This window comes from Parahoeflea olei, assembly GCF_001703635.1.
Lineage (GTDB): Bacteria > Pseudomonadota > Alphaproteobacteria > Rhizobiales > Rhizobiaceae > Hoeflea > Hoeflea olei.
In genome coordinates, this window is the sequence record NZ_LQZT01000012.1 from 469,091 (window position 1) to 491,610 (window position 22,520).

The following is a 22,520-nucleotide window of genomic DNA, read 5'->3' on the forward strand; positions in this document are numbered from 1 at the left end:
GTCTGCCCTTCGTGCGTCGCGTGGCCGGGCAAAATCGCCTGGCGCAGCCACGATGCTCTCCACTCCAAGAGATAGAGCTTTTTCTGCGCGTTCACAGGGGACGCTCAGCTTTCCAGTGTCGTCATCCGCGGCTTCCCCGTCAAGGGAAAGCCGCTTTGGCGGTGTCTGTCACGGCCGGGGCTGCTTGTGAACCCGCTCCCGAGGGATTAGATCAGGTCCGATTGCGTCCAAACCCGCGGAGAGCACCGGACATGGTTGACCACACAACGGCATGGCCCACGGAACTGCGGGTCTCGGCCGATCGCAGGACGCTCAGCGTCGGGTTTACCGATGGGCGCCGCTACGCGATCGAGGCGGAACTGCTGCGCGTGTGCTCGCCCTCGGCGGAAGTGCAGGGGCATTCGCCCTCGCAGCGCGTCACGGTGGGCGGCAAGGCGGCGGTCACCATCGTCAGGGTGCTGCCTGTCGGCAATTATGCCGTGCGGCTGACCTTCGACGACGGTCACGACACCGGCATCTACACCTGGGCGTTCCTCTCCGAACTCGGTGCGGACAAGGACGCGCGCTGGGCCGCCTATCTCGAGGAGCTCAAGGAAAAGGGCCTGAGCCGGGGCTGAGCCGATTGGCCGCGCGGACTGCGGCGCGGACCGCCTCGGTGACGGTCTTCTGGCAGCGGATGGGCCGATCGAGGCTGCCGTCAGCCCTCTGAGCCGCTGATGTCCGAACCGGTCAGGTTCTTGATGATGCGGGTCATCACGTCACCCACCAGATTGCATTCCTCGGGGCTTGCCGTCTGCATCGTCCGCTCGACCAGCTCCGACTGGATGGCGATAGCCTGTTCGGTCAATTCGATACCCGCGGGCGTGAGCTCCAGCCTGAGCACGCGCCGGTCCTTGGCGTCGCCGGTGCGCGTGATCACGCCGCGCTTCTCAAGCTGCGGCAAAAGCATCGACAGGTTCGAACGGCCCACAAGCAGCTTGTGGGCCAGATCCTGCTGGGATATCCCCGGCGAGCGGTACAGATTGACCAGGATATCGAGATGCGGCGGTTTGATGTCGAGTGGCTGGAGCGCGCGCGTCAGCGCGAGACCCATCACCTGGCAGGCGCGGCCGACCGCGATCCAGTTGCGAAAACGCGGATTGTCCCAGGGCAGGGCTTGATTTTTGTTCATGGTTGTACAAATCTGTTCATGGCTGAACTTGTCCGGAAACCCCACTATGGCATCTCTTGTTGAAAAGGTCACCCGTGCGGCGCTCGGCGCGATTGCCGCATATTCACCCGAAAAGGCGGGAGAACTGGCGTTCTGGCTGTTCTGTCGCACCCGTTCGGTCAAGCCGCAGAGCGACAAGGAGGCCCGGGCCATCGCCGCCGCGCGGGCGCGCATGGGAGAGAGCGAGACCGTGCGGCTGCTCATTCCCGGCAGCGTCGTCGCCACCCATGTGTTCCGCCCCGCGCCGGAAGCGGCGAGCGGCGAACAGGTGCTTCTCGTGCATGGCTACCGGTCGCGCAGCGATCATCTGGTGGCCTTGGCCGATGCCCTGGTCGCGCGCGGTCACACGGTCGTCTGCCTCGATCTTCCCGGACACGGCGCCTCCACCGGGCGGGTGCTGCATCTCGGAAAGGCGGTGGAGGCGATCGACGCGGCCTGGCGCCAGCACGGGCGCTTCCATACCTATGTCGGCCATTCCTTCGGCGGCCTGTCGGTGATGGCCGCTGCGGCGGGGGCGGTGCTGCATGTGCGCCAGCGCCGGCCCGACCGGATCGTCACCATCGCTGCGCCGGCCGATCTTTCCGGGGTGTTCACCTGGGCCGGGCAGTTGCTGGGGCTCGGGCCGCGCGCCCAGGCCGCCTTCGAGCACCAGGTCCTGCGCGTGGCCGGGAGGCCGCTCTCCGAGTTCCGGGTCGACCGGCTGCTGCACGGCCTGCGGCTGCCGATGCTCGCCGTTCACGCCGAGGACGACAAGGAAGTGGCGTTCTCCAATGCCGAGGCGATTGCCGCGCTCGGCCCGCATGTGCGGCTGATGCGCGCCACCGGCTCGGGCCACCGGCGTATTGTCTCCGCGCCTGCCGTCACCCGGGCCGTGGCGGCCTTCGCCTCGGGGGAGGACGGCGGCGGACAGATTGTCGATTTGCCGCTTTCCGGAAGCGCGCGGAGCGCTACACTGCCCGGCGACGAAACCGGAAAGCCGCGGAGACTTGCATGACCCTCGTAACCTCGATTGCCGAGCTTGAAGCGATCTACGGAGAGCGCTCGGAGGCGGCCATGGCCAAGGTCGCCACCCGGCTGACCGAAGGCTACCGCCGGATGGTGGAACTGTCGCCGCTGGTGGCGCTGGCGACCTGCGGCCCCGAGGGGCTCGACTGCTCGCCGCGGGGCGATCCCGGCCAGGTGCTGACCATCCGGGACGACACCACGCTGATCCTGCCCGACCGGCGCGGCAACAACCGGATCGATTCGCTGAGGAACATCGTGCGCGACGACCGCGTCGGCCTGTTGTTCTTCATCCCCGGCTCGGACAGCACGCTCAGGATCAACGGCCGCGCCGTCATTTCGGTCGATCCCGCCCTGCTCGAAACGCTTGCGATGGATGGCAAGCCGCCCCGGTCGGCGATCATCATCACCGTGGGCGAGGTCTATTTCCAGTGCGCCCGGGCGCTGATGCGTGCCCGGATCTGGGACCGGGAGGCGTGGCCCGCTGCCGGTTCGGTGCCGAGCGCCGGCAGCCTGCTCAAGCAGCTCAAGGCCGAATTCGACGCCGAAAGCTACGACCAGGCCTGGCCCGAACGGGCCAAGGCGACGATGTGGTGACAAAAAAAACCGGCCGCAGCGGCCGGTTTTCAGAGGCTTTGAGCCAATCTCGGGAGCTTACTGGCGCACGATCACGCGGGTGCCGACATCGACCTTGTTGTAAAGGTCGATCACATCCTCGTTCGCCATCCGGATGCAACCCGACGACATCGCCTGGCCGATGGTCCAGGGCTGGTTGGTGCCATGGATGCGGTAGATGGTCGAGCCGATATACATGGCGCGCGCGCCGAGCGGATTGTCCGGGCCACCTTCCATATAGGCGGGCAACACCCGGCCTTCCTGGCGCTTGACGCGGTCGCGCATCACCTGCGGCGGGGTCCAGCCCGGCCATTCGGCCTTGCGGGTGATGGTGTTCTTGCCCTGCCAGGTGAAGCCTTCGCGGCCAACGCCGATGCCATAGGCCATCGCCTTGCCGGGCTTGACCACGTGGTAGAGCCGGCGGTCGGAGGTGTCGATGACGATGGTGCCCACCGGATGGTTCTCGTTGAACGAGATCACCTTGCGCTTGATCGGCGACTTATCCGAGCGGCGGTGCTTGTTGTAGTTTTCCGACGGCGGGAACAGGATCTGCAACAGCGATTTCGACTCCGACGAATTCTGGCCGGCGGGCTGGGCGTGCACCGCGGCCGGAGCCATCAGGCACACTGCGAGAAATGCGGAGGAAATCAGTCGTTTCATGGCGAGATCCGGAGCTGTGGTTGAAAATGGGGCCCGGCCTGCCGCGCGCCGCGTAGGGCCGAATACGGTCAATCGGTACCTGTTTCGCCAGCGCCTGTCCAGCATAATGGCCTAAATGTGGCGGATTTGGCCGGGATCGGTGGGAAGCCGCTCGGCCGGGAAAGCCCGCGGCGGCACGGCCTGAGCGCGCGCACAATCCGGCCGGGAGTGGTCCGGGCCGGCTGACCGGCAGGCTCTGCGGGGCGCGGCGCGCGGCGCTCAGCCCCTGTAGATGGCCCAGTTCTTCTCAAAATCCTGATTGAGGGCCGGATTGTAGACGTGAATCCGGTTGCGGCCGCTGTTCTTGGCCGTGTAGAGCGCCACGTCGGCCTTGTTGTAGAGTTCCTCGGCGCTTTCCGCGTCGCTGGCCATGCACAGTCCCAGCGACAGGGTGATCGGGCCGTAATCGACCCCGGTCTTCTGGTTCCTCAGCGGCGTCTGCTCGACGGCGCGGCGGATGCGTTCGGCAATCTCGATGGTCACTTCCAGGCTCGTGCCTTCCAGCACCACGGCAAATTCCTCGCCGCCGGTGCGGGAGATGAACACGTCCTTGCGCAGCGTGCTCTTCATCACCGCGGCCACCACACCCAGCACGCGGTCGCCCACGGGGTGGCCGAAGGTGTCGTTGAATTTCTTGAAATGGTCGATGTCGGCCACGATCAGGGCATAATACATCGCCTTCCGGCCATCGTTGTAGATGTTGGAAAGCACCTCGTCGAAGGCGCGGCGGTTGGCGAGCCGGGTCAGCGGATCGGTGTTGGCGATGCGCTTGTATTCGTCGAGTTCGAGTTTGACCTGTTCCATCTCGCGGGCGCGCTCGACCATGTGCTCGACGACGATCTTGCCCTTCTGCATGGTGTCGCCGGTGGCGTTGCTGAGCACGTTGATGACGCTCGACAGGATATCGGCGCTCGAGGCGCTCTTGCTGGAGATGCGGCTGTAGGTTTCCCCCAAGAGCTTGGAGTAGCTTTCGAGCGAGGACTGCTCCTGCCGGAGCAGCCGCAGCATGCCTTCGAGCTCGCCGGAAATCCTGTCATGGGCGCCTTCGACCACGCCGGTGCGGTGGTGGTGCGGGAAATGCCGCTTGCCCAGTTCGTCGAGATCTTCCTGGGCGGGATTGCGGCCGAGCTGTTCGAAATCCCGCGTCAGTCTCGGGTTGGAGGCGTTGAGGGCTTCGTAGACGAGTTCATAGTTGCGCGGCAAACCGGAGATTCCGCGACGGCGCATGGTCGCGAGGACCATGGTGGCCGTATCCAGAGTCTGCACCTTGTTCCCAGCAGAAGCTGACATTTTCCGCCCTCAAGCTCTAATTTCTTCTGCGATTATTACGGGACAAGTATTTGGGAAATGTTAACTGCGACGGGGCAGGAGGCTCTCCCCGGGCGACGGGGAGAAGCCTAACTCACTGAATTTCAAAGCGGCTTATTTCAACCGAGATTCAGTTCCTTGAAAAAATCGTTTCCCTTGTCGTCGATGACGATGAAGGCCGGGAAGTTTTCCACCTCGATGCGCCAGATCGCCTCCATGCCGAGTTCCGGGTATTCCTGGACTTCGACCTTCTTGATGCAGTCCTGCGCCAGGCGCGCCGCGGGACCGCCGATGGAGCCGAGATAGAAGCCGCCGTGGCGGGCGCAGGCCTCGCGGACCGCGCGCGAACGGTTGCCCTTGGCGAGCATCACCATTGATCCGCCGAAGGACTGGAACTGGTCGACATAGGAATCCATCCGCCCCGCCGTGGTCGGGCCGAACGAGCCCGAGGCATAGCCTTCCGGGGTCTTTGCCGGGCCGGCGTAATAGACCGGGTGGTTCTTGAAATAGTCGGGCATCGGCTCGCCCGCCTCGAGCCGGGCGCGGATCTTGGCATGCGCGAGATCGCGGGCGACGATGATCGAGCCGGTCAGCGACAGCTGCGTCTTGATCGGATGTTTCGACAGTTCCGCCAGGATCTCGCTCATCGGCCGGTTGAGATCGATCTTGACGACATGCTCCGAGAGCTTGCCCTCGTCGATTTCGGGCAGGTATTTCGACGGCTCGGTCTCGAGCTGTTCGAGGAAGATGCCCTCGCGGGTGATTCGGCCCTTGGCCTGGCGGTCGGCCGAGCAGGAGACGCCGAGGCCGATCGGCAGCGAGGCGCCGTGGCGCGGCAGGCGGATCACGCGCACGTCATGGCAGAAATACTTGCCGCCGAACTGCGCGCCCACGCCCATCTGCTGGGTGAGCTTGTGGACTTCCGCTTCCATCTCGAGGTCGCGGAAGGCGTGGCCGCTTTCCGATCCGCTGGTCGGCAGCGCGTCGAGATACTTGGTCGAGGCCAGCTTGACGGTCTTGAGGTTCATCTCCGCCGAAGTGCCGCCGATGACGATCGCCAGATGGTAGGGCGGGCAGGCGGCGGTGCCGAGCGTCAGGATCTTCTCCTTGAGGAACTCGATCATGCGGTCGTGGGTCAACAGCGAGGGCGTGCCCTGGTAGAGATAGGTCTTGTTGGCCGAGCCGCCGCCCTTGGCGACGAACAGGAAGTCGTAGGCGTCCTCGCCTTCCTCGTAGATGTCGATCTGGGCGGGGAGGTTGGTGCGGGTGTTCTTTTCCTCGAACATCGACAGGGGCGCGAGCTGCGAATAGCGCAGGTTGCGCCGTTCATAGGCGTCGCGCACGCCGGCCGCCAGCGCCTCGTAGTCGCCGCCCTCGGTCCAGACCTTGCGGCCCTTCTTGGCCATGACGATGCCGGTGCCGGTGTCCTGGCACATGGGCAGCACGCCGCCGGCGGCGATATTGGCGTTCTTGAGCAGGTCGAGCGCGACGAAGCGGTCGTTTTCGGTGGCTTCCGGGTCCTCGAGGATGGTGGCGAGCTGCTTGAGATGGGCGGGTCTGAGCAGGTGGTTGATATCGCCGAAGGCGGCTTCGGCGAGCAGCCGCAGGCCCTCGGTCTCAACTGTCAGGATCTCCTGGCCGCGGAAGCTTTCGATGCCGACATGCTTGTCGGTGAGCTTGCGCCAGGGGGTAGTGTCGGGTCCAAGGGGGAAGAGATCGTTTGCCAAGGGGTGCCTTTCCGGTGCCTGCTGCCGCGCGATGATGATGACGGGTCTTAGATTGAAGACCGCATGATTGCAATTGGGACCCAAGCCGGACGCTGTCACGATCCTGTTGCATTAATCGACATATCATGATTAGTCGAAGTGAGTGGCGTGCACCATCGGGGCGGGCGCCGGTGATCGGGAGCGGGAGCAGAGCATGTCGGTGTTCGAGCGGTATCTCACAGTGTGGGTGGTGGTGTGCATCGGCTTGGGCATCGCGCTCGGCTCGGCCTTTCCGGCCGTGTTCCAGTGGATCGGCTCGGCCGAGATCGCCAGTGTCAACCTGCCCGTCGCGGTGCTGATCTGGTTGATGATCGTGCCGATGCTCGTCAAGATCGATTTCGCCGCGCTGGGGCAGGTGGGCCGGCACTGGCGGGGCATCTCCGTCACGCTCGCGGTCAACTGGGCGATCAAGCCCTTCACCATGGCGGTGCTCGGATGGCTGTTCATCGGCTGGCTGTTCCGGCCGCTGCTGCCGGCGGACCAGGTCGACAGCTATATCGCCGGGCTGATCCTGCTCGGCGCGGCGCCCTGCACGGCGATGGTGTTCGTCTGGTCGAACCTCAGCAAGGGGGATCCGCTGTTCACGCTGAGCCAGGTCACGCTCAACGATCTGGTGATGGTGGTCGCCTTCGCGCCGATCGTGGCGCTGCTTCTGGGCATGTCGGCGATCACCGTGCCCTGGCAGACCCTGCTGTTGTCGGTGGCGCTCTATGTGGTCGTGCCGGTGATCATCGCGCAGCTCCTGCGCAGCCGGGTCCTTAATGCGCGCGGTGCCGCCGGCATCGAGGACCTGCTCGCGCGGCTGCAGCCACTGGGGATCCTTGCACTGCTGCTGACGTTGATCGTGCTGTTCGCGTTCCAGGGCCAGGCGATCCTGGCGCAACCCGTGATCATCGCGGTGCTGGCGGTGCCGATCCTGATCCAGACCTATCTCATCTTCGGCCTGGGCTATCTCGCCAACAGGCTGATGGGCGAAGCGCACGGGATCGCCGGGCCCTCGGCGCTGATCGGTGCGTCCAACTTCTTCGAACTCGCGGTCGCCGTGGCGATCAGCCTGTTCGGCTTCAACTCCGGCGCGGCGCTTGCCACCGTGGTTGGCGTCTTGATCGAGGTCCCGGTGATGCTGTCGCTGGTCGCGCTCGTCAACCGCACGAGGGGGTGGTACGAGGCGGGCGGCCGCGCGGTTCGCGCGGGCCGGTGACGTGTGATAAAGCCTCGATGCGGCCCGAAAGCCACAGCGCGATGGCCGTCCTCCCGGCTTTTCGCGATCCGCCGGGGGCGGCCGCCATTCTTTCCATCCAGCCCGCGATTTGATAGTCTCCGGCGCGAACGGGTGATTTGAGGGATGGCGCGGGCCTTGCGGCGGGCGCCCAACAATCTGGGAAAAGCATGACTATCAAGATGCGTGCAGGCGTGGCGGCGATCGCCATCGCGGTGACTTTCACGGGCGTCGTTGCGGCGCCTCCGCCGGTTCAGGCGCAGGGGCTGCTGGATGTGCTCTTCAAGAGCCCGGCCCAGCGGCAGCGCGAGAAGCTGGCGCGGGAGCAGGCCCGGCAGGAAGCGGTGCAGGCAGCCGAGCCGGTCAAGCCCGTCAAGCGCATCAGCGGTCCGAGCTACCGCACCTACAAGCCCGACACGCTGGTGGCGGTCGATTTCTCCAAGCTGTCCGACCCGATCACCACCGGTGCCGTGGACGAGGTGTCCGATACCGGGCTTGCGCCGCTCGGCATCGATCCCTTCACCGAAGGCCGCGCGGCGCTCGACGTGCTGTCGCTGCGCGCGCTGCCGGAAGCCGCCAAGGGGCTGATCGAGCATTACTCGGCGCATCCGAGCTACATGTGGGTCGCGGGCACCGCGGTCACGGACCGGGCACGTGCGGTCATCGCGGTGCTCGAGGATGCCGATGCGGTCGGACTGTCGGCGCGCGATTACCATGTCGATGTTCCCGCCGACAGCTTCGACGTGGGCCAGGGCACCGAACGCCAGAAGGAACTGATGGCCTTCGAGATGCGGCTTTCGGCGGCGGTTGCCGACTATATCCTCGACGCCACCCGCGGGCGCGTCGATCCCAACCGGATTTCCGGCTATCACGATTTCAAGCGCAAGGCACCGAATGTCGCCGACCGGCTCGAAGCGCTCTCGCGCGCGGCCGATCCCGCCGAGGCGCTGCTCGCGCTCAATCCGCAGGGCGCGCATTTCGAGGCGCTGAAGGCCGAGCTCAAGCGGCTTGAAGGCCTTGACGACGCCGAGCGCATCGACATCGCCGAGGACGTGCTGATCAAGCCGGGGCAGTCGAACCCCGAACTTGCCAATGTGATGGCCGCGCTCGCCCTCAAGGGCAGCGATGCGCTCAAGGCCGAGCACGCGCTGCTGTTCGCGAGCTATGCCGGCAAGCCCGAGTATGACGAGGAACTGGTGGCGCTGGTCAAGGACTACCAGAAGGAAGCCGGCCTCAAGCCTGACGGCGTCGTGGGGCCGGCCACCCGGCGCGCCATGGTCGGCATCAGCAATGCCGACAAGATCGAGAAGGTGCGGCTCGCCATGGAGCGGGCGCGCTGGCTGCCCGGCGTTCTGCCCGCGCGCCGCGTGTTCATCAACCAGCCGGCCTACACCGCCACCTATTACGACGGCGGCAAGCCGGAACTGTCGATGCGGGTGGTGGTCGGCACCAAGGCAAACCAGACCTATTTCTTCGACGACGAGATCGAACTGGTTGAATTCAATCCTTATTGGGGCGTGCCGCAGTCGATCATCGTCAACGAGATGCTGCCGAAACTCCGGGCCGATCCGTCCTATCTCGACCGACTCGGCTACGAGGTGACGGTTGGCGGGCGTGCCGTGTCCTCGAGCGCGGTCAACTGGAACACCGTCGGCCAGGGCAGCGGCATCGGCGTGCGCCAGCCGCCGAGCGACGGCAATGCGCTGGGCGAGCTCAAGATCCTGTTCCCCAACAGCCACGCCATCTACATGCACGACACGCCGTCGAAATCGCTGTTCCAGCGCGACACCCGCGCCTACAGCCACGGCTGCATCCGGCTAGAGGATCCGCGCGCGATGGCAGCCAAGGTGCTCGGCACGTCGGTTGCCGAAATCGGCTCCTACATCGCCGGCGGGCGCAACAAGCAGGTCAACCTGCCGAGCACCATTCCGGTGCACGTGGCCTATTTCACCGCCTGGCCGGACGATGCGGGGACGGTCCATTATTTTGCCGATGTCTATGGCCGCGACGGCTATCTCGAAAAGGCGATCGCCGCCACGGAGGCGGCGCGCACCTCCTGACGGCCTGCGGCTGCGCCGCTGCCCATGACGAAACCGGCTGCGGCCCGCGCCCCTGCCAGAAAAGGGGGCGCGGGCCGTTGCATTTGACCGCTTGGGCGTCACTAAGTCGCGGAGGGGGCTTTGATTTTCATCGGCCGCGGGGGTAGTCTCCATTCTCGGTATCAGGAGTAGAGATCATGGCATTGGCATTTGTCAGAACCGTCGAGCGCGGCTTGACCGACCGGCTGTTGTGGACGTTTTCGGAGCATCTTCAGGGGCGCGGAGTCCGGCTCGCCGGCGTGGTGCAGACCAATTCCGACCGTCCCGGCTCGCGCCATTGCGACATGGATGTGCGGGTGCTGCCGGACGGGCCGGTGATCCGCATCAACCAGGTGCTGGGCGAAGCCTCGCGCGGCTGCCGGCTCGACCCGATCGCGCTTGAAGAGGCGGTGGCGCTGGTCGAGGCCACGCTCGATCCTGCGCCCGACCTGCTGATCATCAACAAATTCGGCAAGCACGAGGCCGAGGGCAGGGGCTTCCGCCCGATGATCGGCGAGGCGCTGGCGCGCGACATCCCGGTCCTGCTCGGCGTCAATGCGCTCAACCAGGAGGCTTTCGACGCGTTTGCGGGCGACTATGCCGAGGAACTGGCCGCCGAGGCCGGCAGCCTTGAGGCATGGTTCGAACAGCTTCGGCAGGTCGCTGCCTGAGCGCCGTCCCGTCCGGACGCGAATCCGTTCCCATCCTGGCGTGCCGGGCGATCGGCCACGCCATCGCAATGCTGAAGACCACGTCTTTTCCCAGCCGGAGGGTTAGCCCATGAAGATCGGAATTGTCGGAACCGGAATGGTGGGAAGCTCCGCCGGCTATGCCATGGCGCTGATGGGCGTGGGCACCGAAATCGTGCTGGTCGACGCCAATCCGGCGCTGGCGCGCGCCCAGGCCCAGGACATCGCCCACGGCACCCCCTTCGCCAAGACCGTGGCGATCCGTGCCGGCGGCTATGACGATCTCAAGGGGGCGGCGGTGGTGGTGATCGCCGCCGGCGTGAGCCAGAAGCCCGGCGAGAGCCGGCTTGCGCTGCTCGAGCGCAATGTCGCGGTGTTCCGCAGCGTCATCGGCGGGGTGATGGCGGCGGCGCCCGAGACCATCCTGCTGATCGCCACCAACCCGGTCGACGTGATGACCTTTGCCGCCCAGCGCATTTCCGGCCTGCCGGCCGAACGGGTGATCGGATCGGGCACGATCCTCGACACCGCGCGGATGCGCAGCCTGCTCGGCGATCACTTGGGCATCGCGCCGACCTCGATCCATGCCTATGTGCTCGGCGAGCACGGCGACAGCGAGGTCCCGGTCTGGTCGAGCGCCATGGCCGGCAGCGTGCCGATCGTCTCGTTTGCCGAACAGATCGGCCGGCCGCTCGACCAGGCCGCGCGGCAGTCGATCGCCGACCAGGTCCGCGGTGCGGCCTACACCATCATCGAAGGCAAGGGCGCCACCTGGTACGGCATCGGCGCGGGGCTTGCCCGCATCGTCCGCGCCATCATCGGCGATGAACGCGCGGTGCTGTCGGTGTCCCAGGTCAATCCCGACATCGAGGGCATAAGCGACGTGCCGCTGTCGCTGCCGCGCATCGTCGGCGCAGAGGGCGTGATCGCCAACCTGATGCCGGATCTCGACGCCGGCGAACGTGCGGCGCTCAAGCAAAGCGCCGAGGTGATATCGGGATTTTCGTCGAAACTCGGGTTCTGAGGCCTTTAGAGGTCTTCGGTCGTCACCCGCGTCAGAACCTCCTCGGCGGTGGCCTTCGAGCACAGTTCCGTGGCCGGCGTCATGACCGCGGAGCCCGCGGCGGCGACGCCCTTGCGCACCGCGTCGCGGAAGCTTTCGCCCGCTGACAGGGCCATGGCGATGGCCGCGACCATCGAGTCGCCCGCGCCGACCGCGCTCAGCGTCTCGATTTTCGGCGGCCGGCAGAAGAAACGTTCGCCGGCGGTCACGCCCACGGTGCCTTTGGCGCCGATCGACATCACCAGCTTTTCGGCGACGTTGCGGCCGATCAGTTCGGAGCCGTAGTCGGCGAGTTCGCCGGGGGAGGCGAAGTCGCGGCCCGAGACCTCCGTGGCCTCCTCGCCATCCATCCTGAGCAGCGCGAAGGGCGGGCCGGAATTTTCGGCCGCCGCCACGAGCGCTGCGCCCGAGGTGTCGAGGATCATGCGCGCCCCGGCGTCGACCGCCATCTTGTTGATGGTGTTGGCGATGTCTGCGGGCACGCCGGCGGGCAGGCTGCCGGACACGACGACGATGCGGTCACGCGTCAGGTAAGGGGTGAGGGCTGCCAGCAGCGCTGCCGTCTGTTCGGCCGGCCAGGACGGTCCGGGCAGCTGGAAGCGGTACTGCTTGCGCGTCGCGGTCTCGACCACGGCGAAGGACTGGCGCGTGTTGCCGTCGATGGGGAAATGCGCGAGCGGAATGCCTTCCGCCTCCAGCAGCATGCGGTAGGCCGCACCCGTCTCGCCGCCCAGCGCGAGAAAGGCTTCGGACTGGCCGCCCAGCCGCAGGATCGCGCGCGAGACGTTGACGCCGCCGCCGCCGGGATCGTGGCGCGGCTTGTCGCAGCGGAGCTTGACGCCGGGGACCACGCTTTCGACCGAAGAGGAGACATCAAAGGCGGGATTGAGGGTGATGGTCAGAATCTCGAACATGGCGCGGACCATCCCACAAGGCGCACGGCAATTTCAATCGGTTTGGCAGGCATTTGCCCGATTATTTTCTGCGCTGCGGCATGGCGCTGGCGGCAATCATGGCAGGCAGCGACCGGGCGGCGGGGTTGGCCGGACATGAAACGGCCGCCGGAACGGTTCCGGCGGCCGCAAGTGGGCGGATCCGGCGGTGCGGATCAGAATTCGGTCCAGCTTTCCGCCGGAGCCGCGGTAGCCTGCCCGCCGCCGAAGGCCCGGGCGATCTTCTGGCCGAGCGCGCGCGCCGGAGAGGCGGCGGGCTGTGCGCCCTTGGTCGCCAGTGCCGGAGCCGCAGCCCGGTCAGGGGCAGGGGCAGCGTGCGGCGCTGCCGCGCTTGCATCGAGCCGGAACCGGCTGACCAGTTCCTCGAGCCGGAGAGCCTCGCCCGAGAGCCCCTGGGTCGCGGCATTGGTCTCTTCCACCATTGCCGCATTCTGCTGGGTCATCTGGTCCATCTGGTTGATCGCCGTGTTGATCTCGGCGAGCGCGTTGGACTGCTCGTGCGAGGTGGTGACGATCGACTGGATGTGGTCGTTGATACGGGCCACGACCTCCTCGATCTCGCCAAGGAGGAGGTTTCGATCAGGGTCTTGATTTCCTTGGCCGCGTTGGCCGACCGGCCGGCCAGTTCGCGCACTTCCTGTGCGACGACGGCGAAACCGCGACCGGCTTCGCCTGCGCGCGCGGCCTCGACGCCGGCATTGAGCGCCAGCAGGTTGGTCTGGAAGGCGATGTCGTCGATCACCGTGATGATCTGGCTGATCTTGTGCGAGGATTCCTCGATCTTTTCCATGGCGCCGATGGCGTTGCGCACCACGGTGCCGGACTTCTCGGCCCCGGTCTTGGCGTTGGAGGCCATCAGGCTCGCCTCGTCGGCGCGCTGCGAGGAAGTCTTGACCGTGGCGGTGATCTGGTCGAGCGCTGCGGCGGTCTGTTCGAGCGAGGCCGCCTGCTGTTCGGTGCGCCGGGACAGGTCGTCGGAGGCCGAGCTGATTTCCCGGGTCGACAGCTGAACCGACTGGGTGCCGGCGGAGATCTCGCGCATGGTGGTGGCGAGGGCCGCGACCGAGGCGTTGAACTCGGTGCGCAGCTTCTCGTAATCGGGCGCAAAGGCCTCCCCGATGCGATAGCTCAGATCGCCCGACGACAGCCGCTCGAGACCTTCGGTGAGCGCGGCGATGACGCGACCGCGTTCGGCTTCCGTCTGCGCCCGGTCGGCCGCGCTCGATGCGTCGCGGCGTTCCTTCTCGGCGCGCGCCGCTTCCACTTCCCGGTCGCTGTTGAGCTTGCCGATGGCCGCCTCGCGGAAGGCGAGCAGCGTCTTGGCCATCAGCCCGGTTTCATCCGAGCGCTCGGCGCCGCGGATGTCGCGGTCGAGGTCGCCATGGGCGACGGCCTGCATGTCTTCCCGCAATTCGGCGAGCGAGCGCAGGATGCCGCGGGCGATCAGGGTGACCAGACCGCCGATCAACAGCAGGAAGACCAGGGCCGAGGCCGACTGCTTGACCTTCGAAGCGCCCGCGGCCTCCACCACCGAATTCAGCTGGGCGTTGACCTGCTCCTTGCCGATCACCGACAATTCGCTCAATTTGGCGTTCAGCCGTTCGCCGCTGCCGTCGATCGCGTCGTCGATCGCCGCAAAGGCGTCGGCTTCGGCCTTGCTTTCGATCAGGGCGGTCAGCTGCACGTCGATCGCATTGGCGATCTCGGCGAGGTCGTCGGCGAACCCGTCCATCAGGTCGGGCCTGCCGATCTTGGCTGCCACCGCCCGCGCCTCGCTGGCGCCGTCGCGAAGCACAGCCAGCGAACGGGCCACCGTTTCAGCCCGCTCGGGCAGGACCTTGCCCTCGTCGCGGTCGATGATCGTGTCCATCGCGGCAAGCGTCAATTCGACATTGGCGAGCCGCATGGCCTCGATCGTGTCGATCTCCTGGAAGGTGGCCCCGGCGGAGCGGATCGATGTCTGCGTCCGGTCGCCCTGAAACCAGCCGATGGCTGCAAGGCTTGCGAAGCCAAGGGCCGCGGCGGCGATGATGCCGATCAGCTTGATGCGTATGGTCACGGTTTTCTTCATGGTCACTTTCAAGGAATGATCGGAACCGGGGCGAGACAGATGCTTGCCGGTTCGCGGTGGCTATCGGACAGGACAAGACGCCTCGGGAACTCCGGGCGCACTCGGACAGATTGCATCATGCTCGGCCCTCACGCGGAGTGGCCCACTGTCGCTGTCGCCATAGTGTTAGATGATGCTTAATATATGTTAAAGCCGGGCGCGCTTGCGGCGACGCCGGCTTGCCTTGGCACCGGGGGCTGCCGCGGCGCGATGGCTTGCGGCCGATGGCGCGCGGGCACCGGCCAAGCCGGTCCGCAGCGCCGGTGTCACAGCATCAGCGCCTTGTCGACCAGGTCCTGCTTGGTCGGGTAGGCCGTGGTGTCGATGCCGCGTTCGCCGAGCGCCTGACGCAATTCCTCCTCGTCCAGCGCTTCGATCGCTTCCGTGGTCATGGTCATGAAATTGATCCTGCGTTTGAGCGGCGGGTTGCTCACGCCAAAAGCGCCGGGCGCATCGAAGCGGAAATCGCCCGCGTATTTGTCCATGAAATGGCCAAGAAACGTGTTGAGTGCCGGGCGGATGCGCGGGTCGCCGGTCATGTGCGGCTCGCAGGCGTCGAGCGTTTCCACCATCAGCCGGGTCCAGCGGGCGGCGCCCTCAGCCGTCATCAGCTCCATCGCATTGTGGGTGTGGTGGAAGTTCAGCCGGAACTCGGCGCCGTGATAGGCCGGGCCGCCGCCCATCACGTCGATCCACATCTGCGACTGGGTCATGACATGGTGATCGAGCGGACCGACCCGGGCGAAGGGGGCGACGAACCAAGGCTCGTCGGCAAAGACGCGCTGGTAGAAATCCCGCACGATCGCCACGATCCGGTCTGGCCCGAGCACGGAATAGAGCTGCCAGAACTGGATCGGCTTGGCGGGATCGTTGGGCGCGTCGAGCGAAATCACCTGCGCCATCCGGTGCGCCTCGGCCGGCAGCAGGCCCCGGGAGACCGCCGCAGCGATGTAGGCGCGCTGGATGTCGGCGGTCATATAGCCCGGGCGCGTCGGAAAATGCGGATAGGTGAACGTGCTCACGTCTGATGCCTTTTGTCGGAGGGGACGCGCCCTATGTGCGCATCCCTCCCCGCCAGGACAAGGGCAGGGGCTTCCCCGGGGCCGGAGGGGGCACCTGCGGGCCGTCGTCCATTCGGGGCGCGCCTACAGCCTGGTCCTGTCTTGTGCCGTCTCTTTTGTGCCGCTGCGACTTTTTTGCTTGAACCTCTAGCGGCTGGAGGGATTAGACCTGATGCAGCAGCAGATATCCATTTCAGGCGAGAATCCCCATGAGCGGCCATCACCACCACCATCACCATGTCGATCCGGAAGCAGGCGATGCGCGCGTCGTCTGGGCGGTGGTCGTCAATCTCGCGCTGACCGTGGCGCAGATCCTGGGCGGGATCCTGTCCGGCAGCCTGGCGATGATCGCCGACGCGGTTCACAATCTGTCGGACGCGCTGTCGCTGGTGATCGCCTTCTTCGCCCGCAAGATCGCCCGCCGACCTGCCGACGCCGCGATGACCTTCGGCTACGGCCGCGCCGAGGTGGTGGCGGCGCTGATCAATTACACCTCGCTGATCGTCATCGGGATCTATCTGGTCTATGAGGCGGTGATGCGCTTCCTCGTGCCGGAAGGCGTCGACGGCTGGCTGGTGGTGATCATCGCCGCGCTTGCGCTGGTGATTGACGTGGTCACGGCATTGCTCACCTATTCGCTGTCCAAGGACAGCGTCAACATCCGCGCGGCCTTCCTGCACAATGTCGCCGATGCGCTCGGCTCGGTGGCGGTGATCGTGGCGGGCAGCCTCATCATCCTGTTCGATTGGGTGTGGATCGACCCGGCGGTCACCCTGCTGATCGCAGGCTACATCCTGTGGATGGCCTTTTCCGAGATCGGCGGCGTGATCCGCATCCTGATGCTCGGCAGCCCGCCGGAGCTTGACACCGAAAAGGTCGTGAGCGCGATCGGTGCCGTCGATGGCGTGGGCGGCGTACACCACGTGCATCTGTGGCGCATGCAGGAACATGACGCGGCGCTTGACGCCCATCTCGTCATCGAGGCCGGGCGCTGGGGCGAGGCCGATGCGATCAAGCACGCGGTCAAGGACCGGCTCAGGCAGGATTTTGGCCTCAGCCACACCACGCTCGAGCTCGAATGCGCGAACCACGCCTGCGTGAACGCCCAGGTGATCGGCGACGGTGAGGGCGGCCACGGCCATCGGCACGTTCACGCAGATTGACCGGGTTTTGCCCGGAGGGGGCGCGGTTTTGGCGCGGGCCGCCATTGCTGGGGCCATTTGAGCGGCGTTTTCGCGTCTTGAGGATTGGGTGATCGGGCGTTTACGCCTGACGCGCCCTCAAAAGCGGCCGTGCGCTTTCCATGCCCGCGCGGAACGGGTCAATCGGCCGCGTCCTTGTACAGGGCCTCGATCCGGCGCTCGACGAGCTTGCGGTCGTCGGCGAGAAGGTTGGTGACGAGATCGCGGACCTGCGCGTGCAGGCGCGTCGCGCGGGCGGCCATGCAGCCGCGCAGCACCGCGATCTCATCGGTGGTGCCCAGCGTATCGGGGTCCGCGGCGATCAGCGCGTCGAGCGTGACGAGATCGTGGTCGTCGCCGAGCGCCTCGCCGGCCAGATCCGCGACGTCGGCGCGCAGCGCCATTTCCCCCGGCCACAGCGCGCCCAGCAACTGCACATGCATGCGGTGGTACTTGATGCGCTTGCGCAGATCGTGCCAGTGCGCCGGGTCCCCGCTCGCAAGCGCGGTTTCGAGCGCGCTCACGGCGCGGCCGTAATTCTTCGCAACCCCGCGCGACACCAGTTTGGCGGCGCGGGCGCGCTTGCCCGGCAGGCTTAACCCGTCGAGGGCGGCAATACCCGCCTCGCAGGCGGAAATCGCTGCAGTGATGCGCTCCGCGCCAGCGGTGTCCGCGGCGGCGATGCGGTCGCGACGTTCGGCGAGGCGGGAGCGGATGCCAAACAGCACCTCGTGATTGTCGGCCGTCGCCTCGCTTTCGATCAGGTGGTCGAGCGCCTCCACCAGCGCGGTGGCGTCGCGCAGTTGCGAAAGTGTCCGGGCGGCATCGCGCAGCCGCGCATTTTCACGCGCCGCGAAATCGGGGGCGGCGCCGGAGATCAGGCGCATCAGCCCGCGCAGGCGCTTGAAACACTTGCGGGCGTCGTGGATGGCCTCTGCCTCGCCGTCGGGTTGGGTGCGCAGGACGGCGATGGCCTGGCGGTACTGCTCCGTGGCAATGCGGCGGATCTCGCGCGTCAGCTTGGCGCCGGGGCGAAGACGGTAGCTCATGCGTCGGCTCCTTCCGGCCGGCCGTGGGTCGCCAGCATGGCGTTGGTATAGGCCCGGTCGCCGGTGATTTCGCGGCCGAGCCAGGCCGGCAGGGCGGGCGTCTCGTCCTCGGACGACAGCTCCACCTCGGCGATCACGAGGCCGCTGAGGCTGCCGCCGAAAACATCGACTTCCCACAGATGGCTGCCGGCGGGAATGAGGTGGCGGGTCTTTTCAATGAGCCGGCCGCGGCTTGCCGCCACCATCGCGCGGGCGTCATCAAGCGGCACGGCATATTCGAATTCCTCGCGGGTCATGTCCGACACACCCACTTTCAGCGTGATGCTCGCCTTGGTGCCGCCGGAAATGCGCACCCGCAGCGACGTGTCGCCATCGATGGCGACATAGGCTTGAACGATTGGGCGCGAGGACTGGACCAGGCCGCGCCAATCGTCACTTTCCACCAAGAACTTGCGCTCGATTTCACTGGCCATGGGGCATCATTGACCGAACCCCCACGGCTTTGCAACTGCAACCCGCGCGGGGGCGGGCGGGTGCGACGCTGCGCCGTCTCCCGGCGCGCGAAAGCCGGCCCGAATACACCTACCCCCGGCGCCGCGGGTGCGGGCCGGGGGTGGAAAACAAGCCGAAGTGACGGGCCGGCGTGAAGGGCCAAAGTGACCGGCCGAAGCGGTCTCAGGCAGCCTTCATCGGCTGCGGGGTTTCGCCCTTGACGCTCTTGCCCACGGCTTCGAGCGCCCAGGCCTTGATCTGGGCTTCGAGCTCCTCGTTGCGCTGGCGCAGCGCCTCGATCTGGCTGTCGACCTTGTCGCGCTCGGCCTGGTGGATGGCGTCGAGCTGGTCCTGAAGCTCCTTGTTGCGGGCCTTCAGGGTTTCGGCGTCCTGGCCGCTCAGCGAATCGACCTTGTTCTGGAGTGCGATGATCTGCGAGGTGGCCCTGGACTGGAATTCGAGCAGTTCGGCGATCTGCGCCGCATTGGCGATCGCGGCTGCGTCCGCGTCGGATTTCGGCACCAGGAACATCGCCGCGATGGCGAGGATCGCAAACAGCGGCACGAGCGCGATGGCCGGGCCCGAAAGCGTGTGCGCGAGATCGAGATGGCCGAGATCGAGAGCGGCGGCGAAGAACAGGCTCGCCAGGATGGTTGCCGTGACCGCGAGGCCCTTGGAGACCAGTCCCATCATGTTGCCGGAGGCGCCGTCGGCCTTGCCTTTGTTGGGTTTTGCAGCTGCCACTTCTAACTCCTTACGCGATACAACGGATGCTAAGCGTGACCGGTGCCGTCTTCGTCCGCTCGCAATGGCTCAGGCCAGGACGCGCCGAAGAAACCGGTGACTTGAACAATGCCGGGATATCAGGGGATTCGACCGGCGTTGCGGACCCGCATCATGCTGTCCCCGAAAGGATGTCCACGGCGGAAGCATAGGCGTTTCGCTTTAAGGAAAGGTGAAAAGCAACGCGAATATGTGCCCCGTCCCGGGGCAGGTGCGCGCAGGCCCTGTTGTCGGGCCCGGCGCGCGCCGCCTTCTCAGATCCGGTCGAGATTGTCCGGATTGTCCAGCTCGCCGGCATCCGCGCCGCGCGTGGCCAGCCGGGACTGTGCCTCCATTCTCGCCATCTTGATGAGATAGGAGAGAAACTTGTTGTCGGGATTTTGCCGCGCGAGTTCGTAGGCGGCGGCGAGAAGCCCCTGGATTTTCAGAAGTGCGATGGTCTGCTCCATGCCGGTCGGTTGCTCGCTCATAGGGCGGCTCCGGCCAGACGACGCGGCGCCGATTCGATGAACGGCAACTGTTCGCCGCGGCGCACCAGCAGCGGTCCCGGAACCGAGGCATGGGCGCGCCCGCTTTCCAGCGCCATTTCGTTGACCTCGATATAGGCCACCAGGCACCAGTCGCCCGACAGGATGCGCGGCAGACCCGCCGGAATCACGTTCCAGCCCATGTCGAGCCAGCGCTTGAGCAGGTATTGCTGCAGCACCCCGCCGACATGGCTGATGCCTTCCTCGACGCAATATTCCATGACCGCGCAGAACATCTGCCCCAGAATACCGGTCGAGCCGACGCCGCGATATTCGGGCAGCACATAGGTCCTGGTCCAGTCTGCCCAGTCCTCGCGCTGCGGCAGGCCGATATTTTCGCACATGTGCGGAAATTCCTCCGAGACCAGATTGGGCAGGCTGGTCGGCATCAGCCGCGCCGAGGTGACTACCCGGTCGCCCATGATGCCGAGCATGTAGGTCGCTTGCGGCGTATCGAACGGATCGAGTTCGAGCCCGTCGTCGCTGATCGGTACCCAGCGGTTGGTGACGGCGTAATATTCATGGCGGCGACGCAAAAACTCTTCGAATTCACGCTCGTAGAGATGCTTGTTGCGAATGGTGACGACGTGAGCCTCTATCATTTTCTCTCCCCTTCTTTTGCCCGGGGAAAAGGATAGGCAGCCCGCTCACCCCATGTCGCCTAGCGAATCCGCCAGTTGACCGAGCGTGATCTCTCCCTGCTGAATGGCCCGCACAACCGCGTGGGTTATGTTGGAGGCGTTGAGTTTTGCGCGGATCTGCGCGGTGTGGAAGCGGATGGTCTGTTCGCTGACATTGAGGATGACGGAGATGTCCCAGCAGGATTTGCCGGCGGCAGTCCACAGCAGCACCTCGCGCTCGCGCCCGGTCAGGCGCGCACGGCGCGGATGGCGGCTCTGGCGCCGCTCGATGGTGGAGGAGGCGTAGACCGCCATCAGGTTGACGGCGCCGCGTTCGCGCGGGCTGAGCAGGATCTTGTCGGGTCCACCGAAAGACATCACCGACAGCCACTCGTCGCGGGAAAACAACGGCACCACATAGCCGTCGGCCAGCCCGTGCTCGGCGGCTTCGCCTGCGACCCGGGCTGCGCCGTCCATCGCGGCGCGTTCGGCATCGACCTCGCTCCAGACGAAGGGCTCGATCTTGTCGAACACCTGCTGGCACACCGCGTCGGAGCGGGCATAGTCGCCCTCCACATAGCGCGACCACCAGTCCTCGGGAAACCGGTTGGTCTTGACCAGTGTCGCGATCGAGGCATCGCCGGCGGGCAGGCCGGTGTAGATCATGTGCTGAAAGCCGAACCCCGACACCACCTCGAGCAAATCGTCGAGAAGCGTATCGATCGAGGCATGTGTTTCCACGCGTTCGATGAACTCGAACACTGCCGCATCATGTCCGCTCATGGCCACGCCCGTCGCGGATCTTTGCTGGTAACGACCACACTATCCCCCATCCGGATTCCTGACCCTAACCCACACGATTGTCCGGTTCAATCAAGATGCGTCGCGGTGTCGTTCGTACCGCTTCCGCTTCGGGCCATCGCGGAACCTATGCCGGTTCATCCGAAAAGACGACTTCGTCTTTAGGCCTATTCCCGCCGGCGCGGCTTCGAGCCGAGGCGGCTGCTCAGGGATATGTCCGTTCGGCGATCGGCGTGGTCTCGATCAGTTGCCCGATCGCGGCCACCAGAACGCTTTCGGCCGGATTGAGGCTGCGGCGGGGATTGGTGACGAAGTAGATATCCGCCGTCGGCAACCCGCCATAGGGCGGCAGCGGCCACAACAGGCCGGCCGCGACATCGCGGCTTGCGACATGGACGGGCAGGGCGCCCACGCCGATGCCGGCGACGATCATGCGGCGCACTTCCGGGAGATTGGCGGAGACGCCCTTGACTTCGGGGTCGAGCAGGGCGCGCTCGCGCAGCTGCGCAAGCAGGAACAGCGGTCCGCTTTCGACCTCGGTCTGGAACGAGACGGAGTTTTCGCCCTTGAGTTCCGAAAGCTTGATCTGGGTCTTGCCGAACAGGCGGTGGCGCGGCCCGCAATACAGCGCGAAGCGTTCCCGGTAGAGCGGCTGCGCGAGAAGTGCGGGATCGGGATCGCGCATCAGGCAGACGCCGAAGGTGGCGCGGTTCTGGCGCACGCGGTTGAGCACTTCCGAGCTTTCGGCGATCGAGATCGAATAGGTCACGCCCGGATGGTCTTCATTGAACCTGTAGAGCACGCGGTCGAGGTGATCGCAGACCACGTGGCTGGTCATGACGATGGTGATGTGGCCGGTCACGCGCCGTTGCGCCTTGGTGATCAGGCCGGGAATCTGCGAGACCGCGCCGAACAGCGCGGTGCATTCCTGGTAGAGCACCTGTCCCGCCTCGGTCACGGCGAAATGGCCCGGCCGCCGGTCAATGAGCGAGGCTCCGATGGTGGTTTCAAGCCGCTTGAGCGCGCTCGAAATGGTGGGCTGCGTCACCCCCAGAAAGTCCGCCGCCCGGGTCAGGCCGCGCTGGTCCACCACGATCATGAAGGTGCGCAGCAGGTTCCAGTCGAGATTCCAGGGAAACCGTTGTTCGTAGGGCTGCATCATAAATCCTGTTTATGCTCTGGATTGATAATATCTGTTTGATCCATGGTAAAGCGGCATGTCACAAAACGCCCCAGGGCTGATGCGGCATTTCTCGCTTCCCCGGCTGCCACGGTCCCTCAGAACATCAGCAAT

Annotated in this window: 23 protein-coding genes; 8 read left to right on the forward strand and 15 right to left on the reverse strand. The window is 65.8% G+C overall.

What is annotated here, in order from left to right:
* Positions 1-251: 251 nt before the first annotated feature.
* Positions 252-617: a gamma-butyrobetaine hydroxylase family protein gene (locus AWJ14_RS10770; protein WP_066178353.1), complete on the forward strand. Its 366-nt coding sequence runs from the start codon at positions 252-254 to the stop codon at positions 615-617.
* Between the two features lie 80 nt (positions 618-697).
* Here the strand turns inward: AWJ14_RS10770 and AWJ14_RS10775 are convergent, their stop codons facing one another.
* Positions 698-1,171: a MarR family winged helix-turn-helix transcriptional regulator gene (locus AWJ14_RS10775; protein ID WP_066178355.1), complete on the reverse strand. Its 474-nt coding sequence runs from the start codon at positions 1,169-1,171 to the stop codon at positions 698-700.
* Positions 1,172-1,217: 46 nt separating this feature from the next.
* On the opposite strand from AWJ14_RS10775, the gene AWJ14_RS10780 reads away from it, so the two are divergent.
* Together AWJ14_RS10780 and AWJ14_RS10785 are read left to right on the forward strand one after the other, a co-directional pair.
* Positions 1,218-2,204, forward strand: a complete 987-nt coding sequence (locus tag AWJ14_RS10780) for an alpha/beta hydrolase (RefSeq protein ID WP_066178358.1) — start codon at positions 1,218-1,220, stop codon at positions 2,202-2,204.
* Positions 2,201-2,809 (forward strand): pyridoxamine 5'-phosphate oxidase family protein, encoded by a 609-nt coding sequence (locus AWJ14_RS10785; RefSeq protein ID WP_066178361.1) that lies wholly within the window; start codon positions 2,201-2,203, stop codon positions 2,807-2,809. The genes AWJ14_RS10780 and AWJ14_RS10785 overlap by 4 nt, the downstream gene beginning before the upstream one ends.
* 57 nt (positions 2,810-2,866) lie before the next feature.
* Here AWJ14_RS10785 and AWJ14_RS10790 read toward each other — a convergent pair whose 3' ends face one another.
* The 3 genes from AWJ14_RS10790 to AWJ14_RS10800 form a co-directional block, all read right to left on the reverse strand.
* Positions 2,867-3,487 (reverse strand): L,D-transpeptidase, encoded by a 621-nt coding sequence (locus AWJ14_RS10790; RefSeq protein WP_066178364.1) that lies wholly within the window; start codon positions 3,485-3,487, stop codon positions 2,867-2,869.
* Between the two features lie 258 nt (positions 3,488-3,745).
* Positions 3,746-4,816 (reverse strand): GGDEF domain-containing protein, encoded by a 1,071-nt coding sequence (locus AWJ14_RS10795; protein ID WP_066178367.1) that lies wholly within the window; start codon positions 4,814-4,816, stop codon positions 3,746-3,748.
* Positions 4,817-4,953: 137 nt separating this feature from the next.
* Positions 4,954-6,561 carry a fumarate hydratase gene (locus AWJ14_RS10800; protein ID WP_066178370.1) on the reverse strand — a complete coding sequence of 536 codons (1,608 nt, stop codon included), beginning with the start codon at positions 6,559-6,561 and terminating at the stop codon, positions 4,954-4,956.
* A gap of 193 nt (positions 6,562-6,754) precedes the next feature.
* On the opposite strand from AWJ14_RS10800, the gene arsB reads away from it, so the two are divergent.
* The 4 genes from arsB to AWJ14_RS10820 all read left to right on the forward strand — a co-directional run bounded on the left by arsB (position 6,755) and on the right by AWJ14_RS10820 (position 11,610).
* Positions 6,755-7,801, forward strand: a complete 1,047-nt coding sequence (gene arsB, locus AWJ14_RS10805) for an ACR3 family arsenite efflux transporter (protein ID WP_066178373.1) — start codon at positions 6,755-6,757, stop codon at positions 7,799-7,801.
* Between the two features lie 188 nt (positions 7,802-7,989).
* The gene (locus AWJ14_RS10810; protein WP_066178376.1) at positions 7,990-9,879 is read left to right on the forward strand and encodes a L,D-transpeptidase family protein; all 1,890 of its coding nucleotides are present in this window, start codon (positions 7,990-7,992) and stop codon (positions 9,877-9,879) included.
* 176 nt (positions 9,880-10,055) lie between these two features.
* On the forward strand, positions 10,056-10,568 hold the full coding sequence (locus AWJ14_RS10815) for a DUF2478 domain-containing protein (protein ID WP_066178381.1): 513 nt from the start codon (positions 10,056-10,058) through the stop codon (positions 10,566-10,568).
* Between the two features lie 109 nt (positions 10,569-10,677).
* Positions 10,678-11,610 carry an L-lactate dehydrogenase gene (locus tag AWJ14_RS10820; protein ID WP_066178384.1) on the forward strand — a complete coding sequence of 311 codons (933 nt, stop codon included), beginning with the start codon at positions 10,678-10,680 and terminating at the stop codon, positions 11,608-11,610.
* A 5-nt stretch (positions 11,611-11,615) separates the two neighbouring features.
* Here AWJ14_RS10820 and AWJ14_RS10825 read toward each other — a convergent pair whose 3' ends face one another.
* From AWJ14_RS10825 to AWJ14_RS10835, 4 genes are all read right to left on the reverse strand, one after another.
* On the reverse strand, positions 11,616-12,563 hold the full coding sequence (locus tag AWJ14_RS10825; RefSeq protein WP_066178664.1) for a 1-phosphofructokinase family hexose kinase: 948 nt from the start codon (positions 12,561-12,563) through the stop codon (positions 11,616-11,618).
* A 194-nt stretch (positions 12,564-12,757) separates the two neighbouring features.
* Positions 12,758-13,147 (reverse strand): methyl-accepting chemotaxis domain-containing protein, encoded by a 390-nt coding sequence (locus AWJ14_RS22185; protein ID WP_171904858.1) that lies wholly within the window; start codon positions 13,145-13,147, stop codon positions 12,758-12,760.
* Positions 13,042-14,673 carry a methyl-accepting chemotaxis protein gene (locus AWJ14_RS23005; protein WP_083220182.1) on the reverse strand — a complete coding sequence of 544 codons (1,632 nt, stop codon included), beginning with the start codon at positions 14,671-14,673 and terminating at the stop codon, positions 13,042-13,044. The genes AWJ14_RS22185 and AWJ14_RS23005 overlap by 106 nt, the downstream gene beginning before the upstream one ends.
* A 305-nt stretch (positions 14,674-14,978) precedes the next feature.
* Entirely contained in the window at positions 14,979-15,734 is a 756-nt protein-coding gene (locus AWJ14_RS10835; RefSeq protein WP_210183524.1) for a globin domain-containing protein, read from the reverse strand.
* Between the two features lie 248 nt (positions 15,735-15,982).
* Between AWJ14_RS10835 and AWJ14_RS10840 the strand changes: the two genes are divergently transcribed.
* Positions 15,983-16,936 carry a cation diffusion facilitator family transporter gene (locus AWJ14_RS10840; RefSeq protein WP_066178388.1) on the forward strand — a complete coding sequence of 318 codons (954 nt, stop codon included), beginning with the start codon at positions 15,983-15,985 and terminating at the stop codon, positions 16,934-16,936.
* Positions 16,937-17,094: 158 nt separating this feature from the next.
* Here the strand turns inward: AWJ14_RS10840 and AWJ14_RS10845 are convergent, their stop codons facing one another.
* The 7 genes from AWJ14_RS10845 to AWJ14_RS10875 form a co-directional block, all read right to left on the reverse strand.
* The gene (locus tag AWJ14_RS10845; protein ID WP_066178392.1) at positions 17,095-18,003 is read right to left on the reverse strand and encodes a CHAD domain-containing protein; all 909 of its coding nucleotides are present in this window, start codon (positions 18,001-18,003) and stop codon (positions 17,095-17,097) included.
* Entirely contained in the window at positions 18,000-18,476 is a 477-nt protein-coding gene (locus tag AWJ14_RS10850; RefSeq protein ID WP_066178395.1) for a CYTH domain-containing protein, read from the reverse strand. The genes AWJ14_RS10845 and AWJ14_RS10850 overlap by 4 nt, the downstream gene beginning before the upstream one ends.
* 202 nt (positions 18,477-18,678) lie before the next feature.
* Complete coding sequence (locus tag AWJ14_RS10855; protein ID WP_066178397.1) at positions 18,679-19,239, reverse strand: hypothetical protein; 561 nt, start codon at positions 19,237-19,239, stop codon at positions 18,679-18,681.
* 293 nt (positions 19,240-19,532) lie between these two features.
* On the reverse strand, positions 19,533-19,748 hold the full coding sequence (locus tag AWJ14_RS10860; protein WP_066178399.1) for a hypothetical protein: 216 nt from the start codon (positions 19,746-19,748) through the stop codon (positions 19,533-19,535).
* Positions 19,745-20,407 (reverse strand): acyl-homoserine-lactone synthase, encoded by a 663-nt coding sequence (locus AWJ14_RS10865; RefSeq protein WP_066178402.1) that lies wholly within the window; start codon positions 20,405-20,407, stop codon positions 19,745-19,747. The genes AWJ14_RS10860 and AWJ14_RS10865 overlap by 4 nt, the downstream gene beginning before the upstream one ends.
* A 45-nt stretch (positions 20,408-20,452) precedes the next feature.
* Entirely contained in the window at positions 20,453-21,208 is a 756-nt protein-coding gene (locus AWJ14_RS10870) for a helix-turn-helix transcriptional regulator (protein ID WP_066178404.1), read from the reverse strand.
* A 223-nt stretch (positions 21,209-21,431) separates the two neighbouring features.
* A complete protein-coding gene (locus AWJ14_RS10875; RefSeq protein WP_083220183.1) occupies positions 21,432-22,385 on the reverse strand; it encodes a LysR family transcriptional regulator in 954 nt (317 codons plus the stop codon).
* Between the last annotated feature and the right edge of the window lie 135 nt (positions 22,386-22,520).